18 protein-coding genes and 1 pseudogene are annotated in these 15,481 nt (G+C 63.8%); 10 read left to right on the top strand and 9 right to left on the bottom strand.

Annotated features, from left to right (window positions below; translation table 11 throughout):
• The first annotated feature begins 88 nt into the window (after nt 1-88).
• From EOC83_RS08200 to EOC83_RS08190, 3 genes are all read left to right on the top strand, one after another.
• The gene (locus EOC83_RS08200; protein WP_013528659.1) at nt 89-562 is read left to right on the top strand and encodes a CYTH domain-containing protein; all 474 of its coding nucleotides are present in this window, start codon (nt 89-91) and stop codon (nt 560-562) included.
• Complete coding sequence (locus EOC83_RS08195; RefSeq protein WP_063169643.1) at nt 559-1,491, top strand: CHAD domain-containing protein; 933 nt, start codon at nt 559-561, stop codon at nt 1,489-1,491. Before EOC83_RS08200 ends, EOC83_RS08195 begins: the two co-directional genes overlap by 4 nt.
• Nucleotides 1,492-1,582: 91 nt before the next feature.
• Nucleotides 1,583-2,389, top strand: coding sequence for a hypothetical protein (locus EOC83_RS08190; protein ID WP_013528661.1), 807 nt, complete (start codon nt 1,583-1,585; stop codon nt 2,387-2,389).
• A 54-nt stretch (nt 2,390-2,443) separates the two neighbouring features.
• On the opposite strand, the gene EOC83_RS08185 is transcribed toward EOC83_RS08190, so the two are convergent.
• Nucleotides 2,444-3,415, bottom strand: a complete 972-nt coding sequence (locus EOC83_RS08185) for an AraC family transcriptional regulator (RefSeq protein WP_013528662.1) — start codon at nt 3,413-3,415, stop codon at nt 2,444-2,446.
• 179 nt (nt 3,416-3,594) lie between these two features.
• Here EOC83_RS08185 and EOC83_RS08180 point away from each other — a divergent pair, with 179 nt between their 5' ends.
• The 4 genes from EOC83_RS08180 to EOC83_RS08165 are packed head-to-tail and all read left to right on the top strand — an operon-like array spanning nt 3,595 to nt 5,068.
• Complete coding sequence (locus EOC83_RS08180) at nt 3,595-3,738, top strand: hypothetical protein (protein ID WP_082826609.1); 144 nt, start codon at nt 3,595-3,597, stop codon at nt 3,736-3,738.
• A gap of 11 nt (nt 3,739-3,749) precedes the next feature.
• Nucleotides 3,750-4,094 carry a hypothetical protein gene (locus EOC83_RS08175; RefSeq protein WP_013528664.1) on the top strand — a complete coding sequence of 115 codons (345 nt, stop codon included), beginning with the start codon at nt 3,750-3,752 and terminating at the stop codon, nt 4,092-4,094.
• Nucleotides 4,087-4,605 carry a hypothetical protein gene (locus EOC83_RS08170; RefSeq protein ID WP_063169641.1) on the top strand — a complete coding sequence of 173 codons (519 nt, stop codon included), beginning with the start codon at nt 4,087-4,089 and terminating at the stop codon, nt 4,603-4,605. Before EOC83_RS08175 ends, EOC83_RS08170 begins: the two co-directional genes overlap by 8 nt.
• 22 nt (nt 4,606-4,627) lie before the next feature.
• A complete protein-coding gene (locus EOC83_RS08165; RefSeq protein WP_063169640.1) occupies nt 4,628-5,068 on the top strand; it encodes a hypothetical protein in 441 nt (146 codons plus the stop codon).
• A 21-nt stretch (nt 5,069-5,089) separates the two neighbouring features.
• Here EOC83_RS08165 and EOC83_RS08160 read toward each other — a convergent pair whose 3' ends face one another.
• Nucleotides 5,090-5,890 (bottom strand): helix-turn-helix transcriptional regulator, encoded by an 801-nt coding sequence (locus EOC83_RS08160; RefSeq protein ID WP_063169639.1) that lies wholly within the window; start codon nt 5,888-5,890, stop codon nt 5,090-5,092.
• A gap of 113 nt (nt 5,891-6,003) precedes the next feature.
• Here EOC83_RS08160 and EOC83_RS08155 point away from each other — a divergent pair, with 113 nt between their 5' ends.
• Nucleotides 6,004-6,864 (top strand): hypothetical protein, encoded by an 861-nt coding sequence (locus EOC83_RS08155; RefSeq protein ID WP_063169638.1) that lies wholly within the window; start codon nt 6,004-6,006, stop codon nt 6,862-6,864.
• A 284-nt stretch (nt 6,865-7,148) separates the two neighbouring features.
• Here EOC83_RS08155 and EOC83_RS08150 read toward each other — a convergent pair whose 3' ends face one another.
• The 6 genes from EOC83_RS08150 to EOC83_RS08125 all read right to left on the bottom strand — a co-directional run bounded on the left by EOC83_RS08150 (nt 7,149) and on the right by EOC83_RS08125 (nt 12,655).
• A complete protein-coding gene (locus EOC83_RS08150) occupies nt 7,149-7,715 on the bottom strand; it encodes a hypothetical protein (protein ID WP_063169637.1) in 567 nt (188 codons plus the stop codon).
• On the bottom strand, nt 7,712-8,941 hold the full coding sequence (locus EOC83_RS08145; protein ID WP_063169636.1) for an AAA family ATPase: 1,230 nt from the start codon (nt 8,939-8,941) through the stop codon (nt 7,712-7,714). The genes EOC83_RS08150 and EOC83_RS08145 overlap by 4 nt, the downstream gene beginning before the upstream one ends.
• A 281-nt stretch (nt 8,942-9,222) precedes the next feature.
• On the bottom strand, nt 9,223-10,968 hold the full coding sequence (locus tag EOC83_RS08140) for a SulP family inorganic anion transporter (RefSeq protein WP_063169635.1): 1,746 nt from the start codon (nt 10,966-10,968) through the stop codon (nt 9,223-9,225).
• 69 nt (nt 10,969-11,037) lie between these two features.
• Entirely contained in the window at nt 11,038-11,316 is a 279-nt protein-coding gene (locus tag EOC83_RS08135; RefSeq protein ID WP_063169634.1) for a helix-turn-helix transcriptional regulator, read from the bottom strand.
• Between the two features lie 269 nt (nt 11,317-11,585).
• Nucleotides 11,586-12,299, bottom strand: a complete 714-nt coding sequence (locus EOC83_RS08130) for a phosphatase PAP2 family protein (protein WP_063169633.1) — start codon at nt 12,297-12,299, stop codon at nt 11,586-11,588.
• Between the two features lie 14 nt (nt 12,300-12,313).
• Nucleotides 12,314-12,655: a hypothetical protein gene (locus tag EOC83_RS08125; RefSeq protein WP_013528672.1), complete on the bottom strand. Its 342-nt coding sequence runs from the start codon at nt 12,653-12,655 to the stop codon at nt 12,314-12,316.
• Between the two features lie 170 nt (nt 12,656-12,825).
• Between EOC83_RS08125 and EOC83_RS08120 the strand changes: the two genes are divergently transcribed.
• Both EOC83_RS08120 and EOC83_RS08115 read left to right on the top strand, forming a co-directional pair.
• A complete protein-coding gene (locus EOC83_RS08120; protein ID WP_024502211.1) occupies nt 12,826-14,220 on the top strand; it encodes a sensor histidine kinase in 1,395 nt (464 codons plus the stop codon).
• Nucleotides 14,217-14,876: a response regulator transcription factor gene (locus EOC83_RS08115; protein ID WP_013528674.1), complete on the top strand. Its 660-nt coding sequence runs from the start codon at nt 14,217-14,219 to the stop codon at nt 14,874-14,876. The genes EOC83_RS08120 and EOC83_RS08115 overlap by 4 nt, the downstream gene beginning before the upstream one ends.
• Nucleotides 14,877-15,159: 283 nt before the next feature.
• Here the strand turns inward: EOC83_RS08115 and EOC83_RS08110 are convergent.
• Nucleotides 15,160-15,481, bottom strand: a pseudogene (locus tag EOC83_RS08110) (hypothetical protein); the annotation flags it as partial.

Genomic DNA, 15,481 nt, shown 5'->3' with positions numbered 1-15,481 from the left:
GTGCACTTTAATCAATCGATTGATTAACGTCAACTTCTGTTCGTCATTGTCTTGCCATCGACGGCGGCAAACGCTTTAGTGCGCGGCCATGGGCAAGGAAGTCGAACGAAAATTCCTGGTCACCAGCACCGCATGGCGGGAGTTGGCCGAGGCCAATATCCGCATTCTCCAGTTCTATCTCGCTGCCGGCCCCGGGCGCACAGTGCGCATCCGCATCAGCGACGGCACTTCCGCCAAGCTGACGCTCAAATTCGGCAGCAAAGCGCGCGAGCGCGACGAATTCGAATACCCGATCCCGCTGTCGGAGGCGGTGGAGATGCTGGACTTCGCCATCGGACGTGTCATCGAGAAGACACGTCACCATGTTAGGCACCGTGGCTATCTCTATGAAGTCGATGTCTTTGGCGGACCGCTTGCGGGACTTGTGGTCGCCGAACTTGAGACGCCGGAGGACGTGCCGGACGAAATGCTGCCCGACTGGCTCGGCCGTGAAGTCACCGGCGAGCAGAAATTCTACAACGCGTCGCTCGCCCTTGGTGGGATTCCGGAGATCGCCGCATGAGCTTTCGCATCGATCCGCGCCTGCCGCTGACCGGCGAGGTCAGGAGAATCCTTGCCGAGGAGATCGGCAAGGCGCTGCATCATCTTGACGCCGCACGGAGCCGGCCGGAACAGGCGCTGCACAAATGCCGCAAGCGGCTGAAGAGCGCTCGCGCCTTGCTGCGGCTTGTTCGTTCCGGTGACGAAACATTCTGTGAGACAGAAAACCAGTGCTACCGCAACGTGGCGGCCCTGCTTGCCGGCCCGCGCGAGGCGACAGCGCTGATCGAAACCATCGACCGCCTGGCGGCAAGCTTTCCCAAGGAGGGCGCCGACGATGGGCTGGGCGCGGTTCGCGACAGGCTGATCGCGCGCCAGCATGAATTGCACGAAGGTACAGGGCTCGAAGCGGCGATCGGCGCGGCGACCGCCGCCTGCGAGGAGGGCCTGCACCGCATCGGCACGCTGGCCTTGCCCGACCAGCCGGAACAGGCGGCCGACGTGCTTGCCGAAGGCGCCCGCGTCACGCTGCGCCGCGCCAGGAAGGCGCTCGACAAGGCCGGATCGCGGGGAGCGGCCGATGATTTCCACGATCTGCGCAAGGCGGCCAAGACCCACGGCATGCATCTGTCGCTGCTCGGCAGGCTGTGGCCGACACCGATCAAAGCAAGGCGCAACGCGGTCGACGAACTGGGCGAGCGGCTGGGCGACCTGCACGATGTGCTGGTGATGCGCGCCCTGCTCGAGGCCGACGACCAGCTGCTCGGGCCGCCCGAGGACACGAAACTTCTGGCCAAGCTTTTGAAGCGGTCGGAAAAGCAGCTGAAGAAGAGCTGCCTTGCCGAGGCGGCCGAGCTGTTCGGCGACAGTCCCAAACGCTCGACACGCAAACTGGCCCGCAAGGCGCGCGACGATCTGGCTGCGCCGCCGGAAGAGGCCGCGGCATCGTAGGATGACTTGGCGCTCTTCCTCTCGGTCCGGACGGGGGGAAGAAAGGCGTGCGCTAGCCCTCATTACCCGCCCATGCTAATCGCCATGGAGTATGACCGAGCCCGGCGACACGCTTCTGGATCGACTTGGCCGCTGGCTTGCCGGCCGGCTGCAGGAAGAATCGTCCGGCTACGAGCCCTACACCCCCTCCGATGCCGAAACGCTGCGTCGCACGCTTGAGCCCGGCGACATCCTGCTGATCGAGGGCAACCAGAAGATCTCGGCGGCGATCAAGTACCTGACCCAGTCGACCTGGTCGCATGCGGCCTTCTATATCGGCGATGCCTTGCCCGCGCCGGCGGACGGCTCGGAGCGGCCGCGCCTGATCGAGGTCACGATCGGCGAAGGCTGCGTCGCCGTTCCATTGTCGCGCTACCGCACCTACAACACCCGTATCTGCCGGGCGAGTGGGCTGGCGCCGGAGGATCGCGACAAGGTCGTCGCCTTCATGATCGGCAAGCTCGGCCTGAAATACGACCTCAAGAACATTTTCGACATGCTGCGTTTTTTCTTCCCGACACCGCCGGTGCCGGTGCGCTGGCGCCGCCGCATGCTGGCCTTCGGTTCCGGCGATCCGACACGGGCGATCTGCTCGACGCTGATTGCCGAGGCCTATGGCCAGATCCGCTATCCGATCCTGCCCGAGATCACCCGTGCGCCCGGCCGCGCCTCGGCGCAGTCGAACTATTCGCGCAAGGAAATCCTGCACATCCGCCACCATTCGCTCTACACGCCGCGCGATTTCGACCTGTCGCCCTATTTCCGCATCGTCAAGCCGACGCTGGAATATGGTTTCGACTACCGGGCGGTGACCTGGGACGACAAGCTTGCCGATCCCGGGGCCAAGGCCGCCGAATAAACGCGATCAAATGAGTCCAGCCGCTGCACAGGACCGCTGGCCGGCAGCCGGGCGTCAGTGCTTGCAAGCCGCGGCCCGCACGTCCGAGGGTGTGGCGTCATAACGGCGACGGAACGCCCGGTTGAAATAGGAAAGGTCGTTGAAGCCGGCCTCGTAGGCGATCGCGGTGATGCTGCGTCCGGCATGGCGCGGATCGCCGAGCATGCGATGGGCGCGCGCCAGCCGTTGGGTCATCATGAAATCAATCAAGGATGTGCCATCGCTCTCGAACAGCTTGCGGACGTAGCGGGCCGACAGTCCGTGGCGGGCGGCGACGTCTTGCGCCGACAGGTCGACATGGCCACCATGCGCGACGATATCGGCCTTGATGGCGCGCAAGCGGGCAACGCTGACGCCGCGGCCGCGTGCGATCTGGGCCGCATCCCTGGTCGCGCCCATGGCGAGTGCGGCAAGGTCGAAAACATGTGCCGCCGCAAGGTGGCAGGCCTCCGCAGTCAACTCGTCTCCGACCTCCTGGATCGAGCTGATATAGTCGAGCAACAGCCGCATCGCCCCGCTTTGGGTCGGCAAGGGCCGCATAAGAACCGCGGCCGGATCGCCGATCAGAGGCGAAAGCTGCTTGCGCGAAAAACTCAGATTGACGAAGCGAAACCCGCCGGCGCCGATCAGGTTGAGGCCAACCTCTTCACCGCTCATCATCAGCGCCTGGCCGTTGCCGACCGCCTCCTCGCGGCCGCGATGCTTCATCACACTGCCCCCGTCGAGGGCCGCCAGAAGAACGAAGTCGTCATTGTCGATCAGCGACGACGTACGATGCACCCGGAATTCCGATGAGCTGCCGGTGGCGATGCCGAGGCCTGGCAACGCGCGCACCCGCATGTCGATCTGCGCCGGCGCCAGCGGATCGAGGTCCACCCTCAGAACCGTGCGGCCGTAAACCTCACGCGTGATCTCGACGCGATCCCGCTCCGGAAACATCTCCGTCGCCAGCCTGAATGAGGCTGACGTCCCCATCGTCGCAGTCATCGACACCCCCCATGCCCAAGAGCGCGGTCATATGCGCCGGAGCCTGCAAAACGTCAATCCCGGGCCGTTTTGGCCGCTTTCAGTGCCGTTCTGTCCAAGCTGCCCCCCTTTTATGCCCCTAGTTTGCGGCGCGATTCCGGAACCGGAACCGCATTGGCGGCAATCCAAAGGGGGGCACGATGTTTCATTTGCAACTGTTCAAGACGCTGTCGGCACTGGCTGCGGCAGGGTTCAATCCGCGCATCTATCTGCTGTCGATCGCCTTGGGCAACGCAGTGACCGATCATCGCGAGGCCAAGCTGCCGCCGCGCGCTGCCCGATGATGAGCAGCACCATGAAAAAGAGCATTTTCCTGGCCCTGACCATTGCCCTTGCGGGCTGCCAAACGGGCCAGGTCGACGACAGGCCGGCATCGATCGCGAGCGCGGCCGGCAGCAAGAAGGCCCGGAACGAACCGACGACGGAAACGGCATGCGCCGATGCGGCCAAGAAGGCGGCGAAGGCGCAGACCAATGCGGCTCTGCTCGGCGGTGTGCTGTCGATGGCGGGGGGTCTTGGCGGTCTGGCTGGCAATGGTGGGGTCATTGCCGGCCAGGCCGCCTCGATCGGCGGCTCGGTTCTGCAGTCCCAGGCAACGAGCAGTGCCCGGGCCGGCATTGCGGAGGATTGTTATGGCTGAGCGGCGTTTCGTAGCCATGCGCCGGCTGGCCGGCGCGCTCGCACTTGCCGGCATGATCTTCGACAGCCCGCCTGCCTTGGCGCTGACAGCGCGGGATGCGTCGGCGGTCGTCGGCCTGATCGAGGCCTTGCAGCCCGAATTCGGTCAGTTCGCCTATGACGAGGAGATCGCCGCCGACTGGTACGAGCGCGATGCCGCGGACAAGGGCTTGATCGGCAGCGCCGGTTTCACCGCCGACAGCTGGAAGGTCGCGCTTGGAGAGACCATGCGCGGGTTCCTGGCGACGATGCCGGTCGCAGAACTCGATGCCATTTTCGCCAAGCTCAGAAATGCCATATCCGGCATGAGGGAGCTGACCGAGGCACAGAAGACGGAGACCATCGCCGCGATCGACGAAGAGGACGAAGGCTTGATGGCCTTGCGGGCCGAGGGTGACCCCTTCGCCGATGTCGTCAGGCCGCTGACGCCAAAAATCCGCAGCCTCATCCTCGGCCCGGCGATGGGGCAATAGGAGGTTGGGCAACAGGAAACGGGTGGCCGGAAAAGCAACTCCGGGCGGGAGCCTCGAGGCCGAACATCGCGATATTTTTCCAGCCACGGCACGTGCCGGGCGAGGCAGCCCGATCGCGATGCTGATCTGCCTGCTGGCCTCCGGCTGCAGCCAGACGGCCGCCAGCCCGCCGATCACGCCAGACCAGCATGCGCAATTGGCGGAGTTGGCGGCCGGCCCGGACTCGCCGGCAGGTCTTGGCGAGGCCCTGGCTGCAGTCGAGGCGACCAGGAAAATGCAGGACTGCCGGGCGCGTATGAACGAGACGGTCGGGCAGATGAAGACGATGGGCGCCGTCAATGGCGCGGTCGGCGTCGCCGGTCGCATGGCGGGTCCGGGGGGCAAGACAGCGGCAAAAATGGTGGCGGTCGGCACTGCCAGGGTCGTGCGCGGTAAGCTCAGCCACCAGATGCAATCGTGCTGAGACGATTGACGCGGTGCCTGGTCAGGCCGGCAGCGGCCGCTGTCCTTTCGCGGCGGCGGGCGTATCAGGCCTCGCCCCGGCATCTCGCGCGTGCGGCCCGATCGGCATGATTGCCGGAAATGGCGTCGCGCCAAAGGCAAACGTCCATTTGTAGCCGATCAGGCCATCCTCCGGCGTCGTGTGCTGGTCGTGATGGGCGAGCAGCTTGGCGCGGTCGGCGAGATCCTCCGCCTCGCGCCGCACCATTTCAGCCGTCTCCGGCCGCATCCGCCTGGAGAAGCTGACGAAGGTCGCTTCCTTGTCGATATGGGTGATGGCCCAGCCGATGAAATTCTTGTTGGTCATCTCGAACAGCGGCCTGAGCGGCCCTTCGAAGTTCCACTGGATCGGCGTCTCGACCAGCAGTCTCGCCGAGAGACCCCGTCCGAGCGCGATCAGGCCGAGTTCCTCGAGATCGCGCAGATAGAGGAACATCGAAGCCTCGCTCAGGCCTTGCGAGCGCATGATGCCTTCGGGCGTGAACTTTTCTGACAGCATGACGAAGATGAACAGCAGCGCCGGCCGGCTGGCGAGCTTGCGCTCGATCTCCGGCGCGATGTGGTTGACCGGCCCAGGCCCCCGGTTCATCGAGCCGAGCACGTTTTCCAGTTCGACACCGGCCGCAGCGCAAATCTCCATCAGCCGGTCGAGCTTGCAATTGCGCTCATGGAAGATACGCTTCACCGTCGGTTCGGAAACGCCCATGCGTTCGGCCAGCGCGCGATAGGTGACGCCCTTCGCCTTCAACGTCCGCTTCAGCGCCTGGAAGATCAGACCGTTCATTGGATGCACCTCTTGTCGCTAGTTTCGTATCGATATTCGATACTAGCGGCGTCAGGCCTTTCCGAAAAGTATCGAAAGCCATAGCTCTGCCTCGTCATCTCAGGAGAGCAGTCATGAACACCCTCATCACCTCAACCTTTATCGCCGTCATCGGCATTGCCGCAGTGCCCGCCGCGGAGGCCGGCGAACTCTGGCGCGCCACCGGGCTCGAACAGCCGGAATCGGCCCTGTTCGACGCCGCTGACAATCGCATCATCGTTTCCAACATATCAGGCAATCCCGGCGAGGCCGACGGCAACGGTTATCTCTCCGTGCTGTCGCTGGACGGCAAGACGGTCACCCAGCACTGGACCGACGGCATGGACGCACCCAAGGGCATGGCGATCTCGGGCGGCAAGCTCTATGTCGCCGACATCACGAAAGTCCGCGTCGTCGACCTCGCCAGCGGCAAGCTGGTCGCCAGCATCGCGGTGCCGAACGCGGTCTTCCTCAACGACATGACATCGGACCAATCCGGCAAGGTCTATGTCACCGACATGCTGGCCGACGCCATCTACCGCATCGATGGCGACCGGCCGGAGCTGTTCGTCAAGGACGGGGCATTGGCTTCACCCAACGGCATCTTCGCCGATGGCGGCCGATTGATCGTCGCCTCCTGGGGCAAGGGCATCAAGCCCGACTTCAGCACGACGGAGCTTGGCGGCCTGCTGTCGGTCGACATCGCCAGCAAGGTGGTTTCGCCCTTGCCGGCCGCCCAGAAATTCGCCGATCTCGACGGCGTCGTAGCCATCGGCGGCACCATCTATACCACCGCCTACATGACCGGCAAGCTCTACCGCCATCATGCGGGCGGCGCGCCGGAGGTGGTGGCGCAGTTCAAGCCGGGCAGCGCCGACATCGGCGCCGATGGCAAGTCGATCCTTTATGTGCCGTTGATGAACGAAGGCGAGGTTGTGGCGCTGAAGCTCGATTGAGAGCCATGATCGGCGCCTCAGGGCAGAGCTGCGAGACGTTCGCCAACGGCCGATGGACTGTCGTTAGTCGGCGAGGATCGTATTGTGGCCAATTAACGACGTCCCCGGATCGGCCCACCTTGTGCCAAGCGCCAATAGCCGACATTGCCGAGCAGATATTTTGATCTCGCCTTTGGGCCGGGAGCGGAACGTCCGGTTCGGGACGTGCTTGTGGCGAAGCTTCCGTCGCCACCGGTTCACCGCCGCCGGCGACCATACAGCGCGGAAGTCGCGTATCCCGATCGCTAGAGCACCCCGATACTGCGGAGCAAGGCTTGTAGTTCGGCCTCGACACCTGCCGCCCGCAGGACGGCATCCCGATTAATCCGGCGCGCCAGGTTGGCGCGCGTCATGGGCTTTTTGTATTCCGGCCATTCCTTTTCGAGCGCCTTAACCGCCCCCGGCGTATCGGGCGGGCGGTTGGCCGCCTTGCCCTCCAGATGGCGCAGCAGCATTGCCTCAAAGCAGGGCCGTTGCCAGAGAATCGTGATTCCGTTGTCGGCCGCGAGCTTGCGCGTTCGCTCGGCGCGCTGCGGATCGCGCTCGGCCTGGTCAAAATCCAAAAGCGCGAAGCGTTCCGCGGGCGCACGGCGTTTTCTCTGGAGCAGCTTCAGGCGCAGCACCGCCATCTCGATACGCGACAGCGGATCGCCGGTCCCCGGCCCCAATTCGTCAACGTGCAGGTGCACCGGCAAATTGGCATCGCGGATCAGATCTTGCAGAAAGCCGGCATAACCGACTTCTGACGCTCCCTCGCAGCCAATATAAACCGGACGGCGAAGCTCGATATATGGCGGGCGACGACGGCTCATCCGAGGTGTGGAACCCCGCCGTATGCACCGCTCAGATATTTGCGGTAATGGTTCTCGTCGCGGCGCACCTTCACGTCCATGAGGCTGTAAAGGTGGCTGCGGCCCTGCCGGTCCTTCTCGCAGATCACGATTTCCTCCTTGTTGAGGTCATCGAGCAGCGAGGCCGAATGGCAGGAGAGCCATAGCTGCGCGTCGAACTTGTTACGTCCCGAGGCCGCATAGAACCAGCGCACCAGCTCGGGCAGCATGTTCGGGTGAATGGCCGCGTCCATTTCGTCGATCGCGGCGATCCCGCCGGTATCGAGTGCGCTCATGATGAAAGGGAACATCTTGATAAAGGCCCGCGTGCCGTGGCTTTCCATCAGCCAAGGCATTTCGACCGCAAGACCCGCGTGCTTAAACAGCAGCAGCGGCCCGTTGTCCGTATGCTGAAAGCGCATCCCTTCCACACCCACATCTATGCGGCTTAGCTCATCCTTCAGCCGCGAGACGACGTTGGGCTGGTTCTTTAGATAGTCGATCACGTCGCGATCGACGAAGGAGTGCACAGGCTCAATTTGGAAGAAGGCCTTGCGCGCCGTATCCACAAGAAGCTGCGCGGTCGGGTGCTGGAATTTCGCGAATGATGACAGCACCGTGTGATTGCCGGCGAGCGTCTTCACGAGGTGCTGGAAGCCCGAGAGGCTGAAGGTTTTAGAGTCCTTCACCTTGCCCTCGGCATCGCGCTCATAGACGCGCTGCCATTTCCCTTGGCCGTTCGGCCTCTGGCGCAGCGACTCGGACGCGATCCGCACCGCGAGCCCTTCTTTGAGTTCGATTTCCAGTTCGTAGCGGTAAGTGCCTTGCTCGACCTTTTCGCCGCTCGTGGCGCGCTGAAAGACTTCCGGCGTCAGGTTTATGATGCCGCCCAGCTCGATCGCGAACCGGATCGGCCGACTGCCGGGTTCCACGTCGTTGAACCGCTCGATGCCAGCGAAGCCTGGCACCGTGCGCGCTACGCTGTCGCGGATCATCGTCACGACGAATTCGAGCGCGCGCAGCACCGTCGTTTTACCCGAGGCGTTCGCGCCATAGAGGGCGACGACCTTCGGCGCGCGCACGTCCGCACCCTCGAAGATGGGGGCATAACGGCCTTCAGGATCGGGCACTTTTCCATCCACCGACAGGTCGAGCACCTGCGGATCGCGGATGGAGAAGAAGTTTTCGACCTCTAGCTTGTAGAGCATGGGATACCTCACTTGGGGATATAATAGAATCTATAACGATATTTCGTCAATAATTCGATTACAGGATCGCTTCATGCTCACCGAGGATTGAGCATTGGCGGCGCAACGTGGATGGATGCCAGCTTTCGGAATCGGAGGTTGGTTCTCGAAATGACCAAAAAGAGGCGCAGTGCGGTTGTTCACGTCGCGCCGTGCGTGAGTCAGCTCAACGTCAAGAAGTTGGCATTCAACAGGTGGACACCTTGTCCTGACTATGGCCACCGGCCGGCAAATCCCGGCCCCTACCCCGCCTCCAGCTTCCCTTTCAGCTGCGCCCGCGCATCCTTGATCGAGGCGGCGTAGGTCACCAGCGGGCGCTTGACGCCGTGGGTGATCAGCATGCGTCGGATCTGCGGCGCGGCACCCGATATGATGAAGCGGACACCGGCGCGTTTCGCCTTGTGGGCGGCGCCTTCGATGACGTTGGCCGCCGTCGAATCGAAGAACGGTACGGCCGAGCAGTCGAGGATGAAGTTCCTGCGCTGGTCGGCTATGCGGTCGAGCACGGTGCCGACGGTCGATGCGGCGCCGAAGAAGAAGGCGCCCGAAATGCGATAGACGACGGTGTCGGCGTCGGTCGCCTCGCTGGCATCGTAGGCCTTGGTGCTGTCGGCGACATCCTCCTGCACCAGCGGCTGATCGGCCTCGACCGCAATCGACTTGGCCATGCGGTCGATGAACAGGATCGACCCCAGCACGAAGCCGACGACGATGCCTTCGGTGAGATCGCGGAAGATGACGAGCAGAAAGGTCGCCATCAGCACCAGCGCATCGCCGCGCGAGGCACGCAGCAAGGTGGCGAAGGCCTGTTTCTCGAACATATTCCAGCACACGACCGCCAGCACGCCGGCCAGGGCGGCGAGCGGGATATAGCTGGCGAGCGGCGCCGCCACCAACATCAAGGCGAGCAGGATGGCGGAGTGGACGATGCCCGAAACCGGTCCGTGGGCGCCGGCCCGCACATTGGTCGCCGTGCGGGCGATGGTGCCGGTGGCGCAGATGCCGCCGAACAGGGCGGATGCGATGTTGGCGAAGCCTTGCGCCACCAGTTCGCAGTTGGAACGATGCCGGCGGCCCGTCATCCCGTCGGCGACCACCGCCGAAAGCAGCGATTCGATGGCGCCCAGCAAGGCGAAGGCAATGGCATCCGGCAGCACGTCAATCATCCTGTCCAGGCTGATCGGCGGCAAAGCGGGCATTTGCAGGCTGCGCGGTATACCGCCAAAGCGGGTGCCGATCGTCTCCGCCGGCAGTGCGAGAAGCGCCACGACCAGCGATGCCAGCCCGATGGCGATGAGCATTGCGGGCCATGTCGGCCGCCAGCGCTTCAGGCCGGCGATGGTGGCGACGGTCAACACCGCCACGAAGGTCGCCGCCGGGTTGATGGTGCCGGCCGCCTCGCCGACCGCGATCAGCTTCGGCACCAGCGGTCCGGGCTCCTTGCCGGCAAGCTTCAGCCCGAACAGTTCGACGATCTGTCCGGAAAAGATGATGACGGCGATGCCGGCGGTGAAGCCGACCGTCACCGGATAGGGAATGAACTTGATGTAGGTGCCGAGACGGAGATAGCCGATGGCGAGCAGGAAGACCCCTGCCATCATCGTTGCCAGCAGCAGCCCGTCAATACCGACCCGGGCAACCGTCGCGGCCACCAGCACGATGAAGGCGCCGGCCGGGCCGCCGATCTGGAAGCGGCTGCCGCCGAGCGCCGAAATGATGAAGCCGCCGACGATCGAGGTGTAGAGGCCGCGCTCGGGCGTGACTCCCGAGGCGATCGCGATGGCCATCGACAAGGGCAGCGCGACAATGGCCACCGTCAGCCCGGCAATGGCGTCCGCCTTGGCGTCGGCGAAGGTGTAGCCCTCGCGCCAGACCGTCACGAGCTTTGGCGTGAACAATTCGGGAAATGTCGGCTTTGCCGACTGGTGGGCCGACCTTTGGGCCGATCTGGGGGCCGGTTCATGCCCTGCCCGCTGCGTCTGATCCATGGACTGCCTTTCGCACCCTGAAAGGCGGCGGGATCGTCGGCAGGGCTGTCGGCGGTCGCCGTCGCGACTTTATGCCGGCTCAGCCTTGGGATCCGGCGGCACGGCAGACTTGAGGCGCACGCCCCGGCCGCCGCGCTCGCTGGCCTGATTCTCGCCGATCAGCTCCACCCCGGCCTCGTCGAGGGCCTGGATGACCTTCATCAGCGTGTCGACCACGCCCCTGACCACGCCATCGCTCGCCTCCATGCGCTGGATAGTCGGAAGCGAAACGCCGGCGCGCTCGGCGAGCGTCTTCTGATCGATGCCGGCCAGCGCCCTTGCGGCGCGCATCTGCGCGGCAGTGATCATCGGCCGGAATCCCCGTCTGAGTCTGCAGGAGTAAGGTATAATATCATCATTCTGATGTTTCAAGCATTAGGATGAATGTTTGAGACGTAAGTAGCGGCGCCTGACTGGCCATTTTTTAGATACTTTCCCGGGATTGCGCGCTAAGGTCTTCCATCTGGGCAGGGAGTAACGCGGTTGAATATCTTCAAGACTTTCATGACATCGGCAGCCTTGCTGTCGGCGGTTTTCCTGTTGGCCGGCTGCGGGCACGGGCTGATCAACCGGCTGATCTAGTCTCCAGTCTCGCCGTCCGGGTGCTGCCCACGCCATCGCTGCCACGTCCGGGCAGCGAGCCAGCACAGCATCGCCCAGACGAAGCCGGCGCACCAGCCGGCCAGCACATCCGACGGCCAGTGGACGCCGAGATAGACGCGGCTGATGCCGACCAGCAGCGTCGTCAGCACCGCCAGCGACAGCACATAGATCTTCGTCGTTCGACCGGGCAGGAAGCGTGCCGCCAGCGCGCCGAGCGTCAGATAGGTCACCGCCGACAGCATGGCGTGGCCGCTGGGAAAAGACAGCGTCGTTTCGTTGACGAGATGCGAGACGAGTTCGGGGCGCGGCCGGTCGATTCCGGCTTTCAGCAGGCTCGACAGCATCTGACCGCCGGCCACCGCCACGAAGATGAAAAGGGCGGTCGCCGGCCTGCGGATAAGCAGGAGATAGACGATTACCGCCGTCACGATCAGCACCAGCACGCTGCCGCTGCCAAGGCTTGTGATGTCGCGCATCGCCCCTTGCAGCCACATCGGGCCGATCGGGCTGTCAGGCCGCCCCGCCTGGCGGAAGGCGAGCAGTATTTCGGTGTCGAAGGCGTGCGGGGTGGTGGCGCGCGCCATCTCCATCAGCTCCTCGAATCCCCAAAGGCCGGCCGCGATGACCAGGCCGGCCAGCAGCACCGGGAATTCGACCCGGTTGAGCAAAGCGTTCGCGGCATTCTTCATCGGCAATCCGCCCGTTACAGCCGGCCTTGCAGATAGGGTCCGAGCGTGATCAGCGCCACTGCGGCGATCGCCAGCATGATGCCGGTCGCCTGCAGCGCGTTGACGCGCTCGCCGAAGAAGACCAGTGCCACGACGTTCACCGAGACCAGCTGGATGACGGCAGACAGGCTGAACGACACCGACATGCCGAATTCGCGGATCAGCCGCAGCATGATCAGATTGCCCAGCGAATAGAGCGCCAGCGTCAGCGCGATCTTGCCAAGGCTCGGCGCCAGGCCCCATTGCTTGGCGGCTGTCGCCGCCAGCAGGAAAATGACCGTTGAAAAGCCGAGCTGCAGCAGTCCCGAAAAACTCAACGTTCCGCCCCCCTCTCGAAGCGGCTCCCGCCGCATGTGTCGCGGACGTTGTTTCCGAAGCGCGCCGGGACGTCAAGCGCTCGACCAAACGAAGCTCTTGGCAATGGCAAGACGGAGGCTCAATGTACCGACATCGTCCAGCCATTCGATTGAAGGGCGGTCAGGGGTTCATGATTCGTATTCTGCAGAACTTGACGCGACGCTGGAGCGAACTCTCTCTTGCCTTGCAATTCGTCGTTGCCGGCGGTTTTGGCCTGCTGGCCGTCATGCTGGTGGTGGGCGCCTGGGTGACGGCGCAGATCAGAGAGGGCGTCATCCGCAATTCGGCCGCCACGACGGCGCTCTATGTCGACAGCGTGATTGCGCCGCTGCTTCCCGACTTGCGCAAGGAGCAGGAGCTCAGCGATTCCGTCAAGCAGGCGCTGGACGAGACGCTTGGCCAGGGCGCGCTCGGCAAGCGCCTCGAATCGTTCATGCTCTGGCGCCGCGACGGGACGGTCCTCTATGCCAAGGAGACGGCCCTGATCGGCCGCCGCTTCGCTCCGAGCGACAATCTGCGTTCCGCTTTCCAAGGCAATGTCGTCGCTGAATTCAATACTTTCGATGAGGATGAGAGCGAGGAGAAGGCGACCGGCTTGCCATTGCTGGAGATCTACAATCCCGTGCGCGAGCCCTGGTCGGGCGAGGTGGTGGCGGTTACCGAGTTCTATGAGATCGCCGACGATTTCCAGGCCACCCTGGCTTCCGCTCTGTGGTCGAGCTGGCTGATCGTGGCCGGCGCGACCCTGGCGGCATTCCTGCTCCTGTCGGGCATCGTCCTGCGCGGCAGCCGCACCATCGACGACCAGCGTGGGGCGCTGCGCCGCCAGGTGTCGGAACTGCAGGGTCTGGTGGCGCAAAACAGTGCCTTGCGACTGCGCGTGCAACAGGCCTCGCGCCGCGCCACCGCGCTCAACGAAAGATATCTGCGCCGCATCGGCGCCGACCTGCATGACGGCCCGGCCCAACTCGTGGCCCTGGCGGCGCTGCGCATGGACAGCCCGATATTTTCCAGCGATGGCCATTCGGGCGCAAGCCGCTCGACCGAGGTCACGATGATTCGCAAGACGCTGGAGGATGCGATGCGCGAAATACGCGGCATCTGCACCGGCCTTGTCCTGCCGCAGATCGAGACGGCTGCCGCAACCGACATTCTGCGGCTGGCCGTCAAGGAACACGAACAGAGGACGGGAACGTCGGTGACGCTGACGCTGGCCGGACAGTTGCCTGAACCCGGCGCCTCCGAGAAGATCAGCATCTATCGTTTCGTCCAGGAAGGGCTGAACAATGCCTATCACCACGGGCTAGGCAAGGATCAGGCGGTGAGTGCCGGGATGAAAGGTGGCAGGCTTTTTGTCGAAGTGTCGGACCGCGGGCCGGGTTTCGATCCGACGGCACGGGTCGAGGGCCTCGGGCTCGCCGGCCTCAGGGAACGGGTCGAAAGCATTGGCGGACAGTTCGAAACCTTGACCGGGCCGCAAGGTACGCGTTTGGTGATCCGTCTGTCGGTCGAGGAGCAAGCATGACTGGGACCATTCGCATTGCCATTGTCGACGATCATCCCCTCTTTCGCGAAGGTGTGACGCGCAGCCTGTCGGAGATCGGAGGCTTCGAGATGGTTGGCGAGGGCGCCACGGCGCAGGATGCCGAACGCCTCGCCGCGACGATGCGGCCCGACATCTTGCTGCTCGACATCTCGATGCCGGGCGGCGGGCTGAGCGCGGTCGCAAGCATCCTCGCCAACCATCCCGCCCAGAAGATCGTCATGCTGACCGTCTCGGAGGCCAATGCCGATGTGACCAAGGCGCTGAACGCAGGGGTGAATGGCTATGTCCTCAAAGGCGTCGGATCGCGCGGCCTCGCCGACATCCTGCGCAATGTCGCAGCCGGCGAAAGCTATCTCTCGCCGACACTATCGGCCCGGCTGCTTTCGGATCTCCAGTCCCAGCAGCCGACCGACGGCTTGGCGGAACGGCTGCGGCAGCTCACCGATCGGCAAACGGAAATCCTGCGGCTGGTGGCGGAGGGGCTGAGCAACAAGGAAGTCGCCTTGCGGCTTGAGTTGCAGGAGAAGACCGTCAAACATCACATGACCGGAGTGCTGTCGAAGCTCAATGTGCGAAATCGCACCGAAGCGGCCTTGATGATGCGTGAGTGGCGCGACCGCGACAGGCCTTCCTAAAGCATTTCACCGTTTCACGGAAACGGCGAGCTGCTCTAACTCTGTGACGCAATTCCCAAGGGAACGGGAAAACCGCTTCACACTTTTTCTAGAATTGCTCTGGGCAGGTCCGAAGAAATGCGCAGCGGTTTCCCGTCCCGGATTGCGCAAAAGCGCGTCGCGCCTCGGGACCGCAGCCATTGCGGTGCCGAAAACCGGGACGACGCCGGCCGGAAACGAGGTCACCTCCGCCGGGGGGCGGCGGAGGTGACGTGCAAAGCTGACCGTTGCCTGTTGGCCAGCTTCACAAGGCCTTGAGACGATTGGCATCGGCCGGCGTGGCCTGGCGGTCGATGATCGTGCGACCGAGAGCGTCCTTCATGCTGAAACGACCGTTCTCGAGCTTTTCCGTTATGCCGTCGGGATGCCTGACTGTGATCTTGTTGCCGGTCACGTCGACCTTGTCACCGGTCTTTGCATTGACATGGCTCCCGCTCTTACCCTGACTGGATCCTGATTTGCCGTTGTTGCCACTGTTGCCGCTGTTGCCGTTATTCCCATTGCCGTTGCCGCTGTTCCCGCTATTGCTTCCGCCGGAATTGCCGCCGTTGCCGCCCCCACTGTTG

The organism is Mesorhizobium sp. Primo-A, assembly GCF_003997175.1.
In the GTDB taxonomy this organism is placed as follows: domain Bacteria; phylum Pseudomonadota; class Alphaproteobacteria; order Rhizobiales; family Rhizobiaceae; genus Mesorhizobium; species Mesorhizobium ciceri.
Note: the sequence above shows the minus strand (reverse complement) of the source record. Positions and strands in the feature narration are given on the sequence as shown.

Coding starts and splice junctions, on each gene's coding strand:
- EOC83_RS08160 (WP_063169639.1), bottom strand. CDS start 5,890: ATGAACGGTCTGATCTTCCAGGCGCTGAAGCGGACGTTGAAGGCGAAG.
- EOC83_RS08120 (WP_024502211.1), top strand. CDS start 12,826: ATGATTCGTATTCTGCAGAACTTGACGCGACGCTGGAGCGAACTCTCT.
- EOC83_RS08115 (WP_013528674.1), top strand. CDS start 14,217: ATGACTGGGACCATTCGCATTGCCATTGTCGACGATCATCCCCTCTTT.
- EOC83_RS08155 (WP_063169638.1), top strand. CDS start 6,004: ATGAACACCCTCATCACCTCAACCTTTATCGCCGTCATCGGCATTGCC.
- EOC83_RS08145 (WP_063169636.1), bottom strand. CDS start 8,941: ATGCTCTACAAGCTAGAGGTCGAAAACTTCTTCTCCATCCGCGATCCG.
- EOC83_RS08140 (WP_063169635.1), bottom strand. CDS start 10,968: ATGGATCAGACGCAGCGGGCAGGGCATGAACCGGCCCCCAGATCGGCC.
- EOC83_RS08170 (WP_063169641.1), top strand. CDS start 4,087: ATGGCTGAGCGGCGTTTCGTAGCCATGCGCCGGCTGGCCGGCGCGCTC.
- EOC83_RS08175 (WP_013528664.1), top strand. CDS start 3,750: ATGAAAAAGAGCATTTTCCTGGCCCTGACCATTGCCCTTGCGGGCTGC.
- EOC83_RS08195 (WP_063169643.1), top strand. CDS start 559: ATGAGCTTTCGCATCGATCCGCGCCTGCCGCTGACCGGCGAGGTCAGG.
- EOC83_RS08180 (WP_082826609.1), top strand. CDS start 3,595: ATGTTTCATTTGCAACTGTTCAAGACGCTGTCGGCACTGGCTGCGGCA.
- EOC83_RS08200 (WP_013528659.1), top strand. CDS start 89: ATGGGCAAGGAAGTCGAACGAAAATTCCTGGTCACCAGCACCGCATGG.
- EOC83_RS08135 (WP_063169634.1), bottom strand. CDS start 11,316: ATGATCACTGCCGCGCAGATGCGCGCCGCAAGGGCGCTGGCCGGCATC.
- EOC83_RS08150 (WP_063169637.1), bottom strand. CDS start 7,715: ATGAGCCGTCGTCGCCCGCCATATATCGAGCTTCGCCGTCCGGTTTAT.
- EOC83_RS08185 (WP_013528662.1), bottom strand. CDS start 3,415: ATGACTGCGACGATGGGGACGTCAGCCTCATTCAGGCTGGCGACGGAG.
- EOC83_RS08190 (WP_013528661.1), top strand. CDS start 1,583: ATGACCGAGCCCGGCGACACGCTTCTGGATCGACTTGGCCGCTGGCTT.
- EOC83_RS08130 (WP_063169633.1), bottom strand. CDS start 12,299: ATGAAGAATGCCGCGAACGCTTTGCTCAACCGGGTCGAATTCCCGGTG.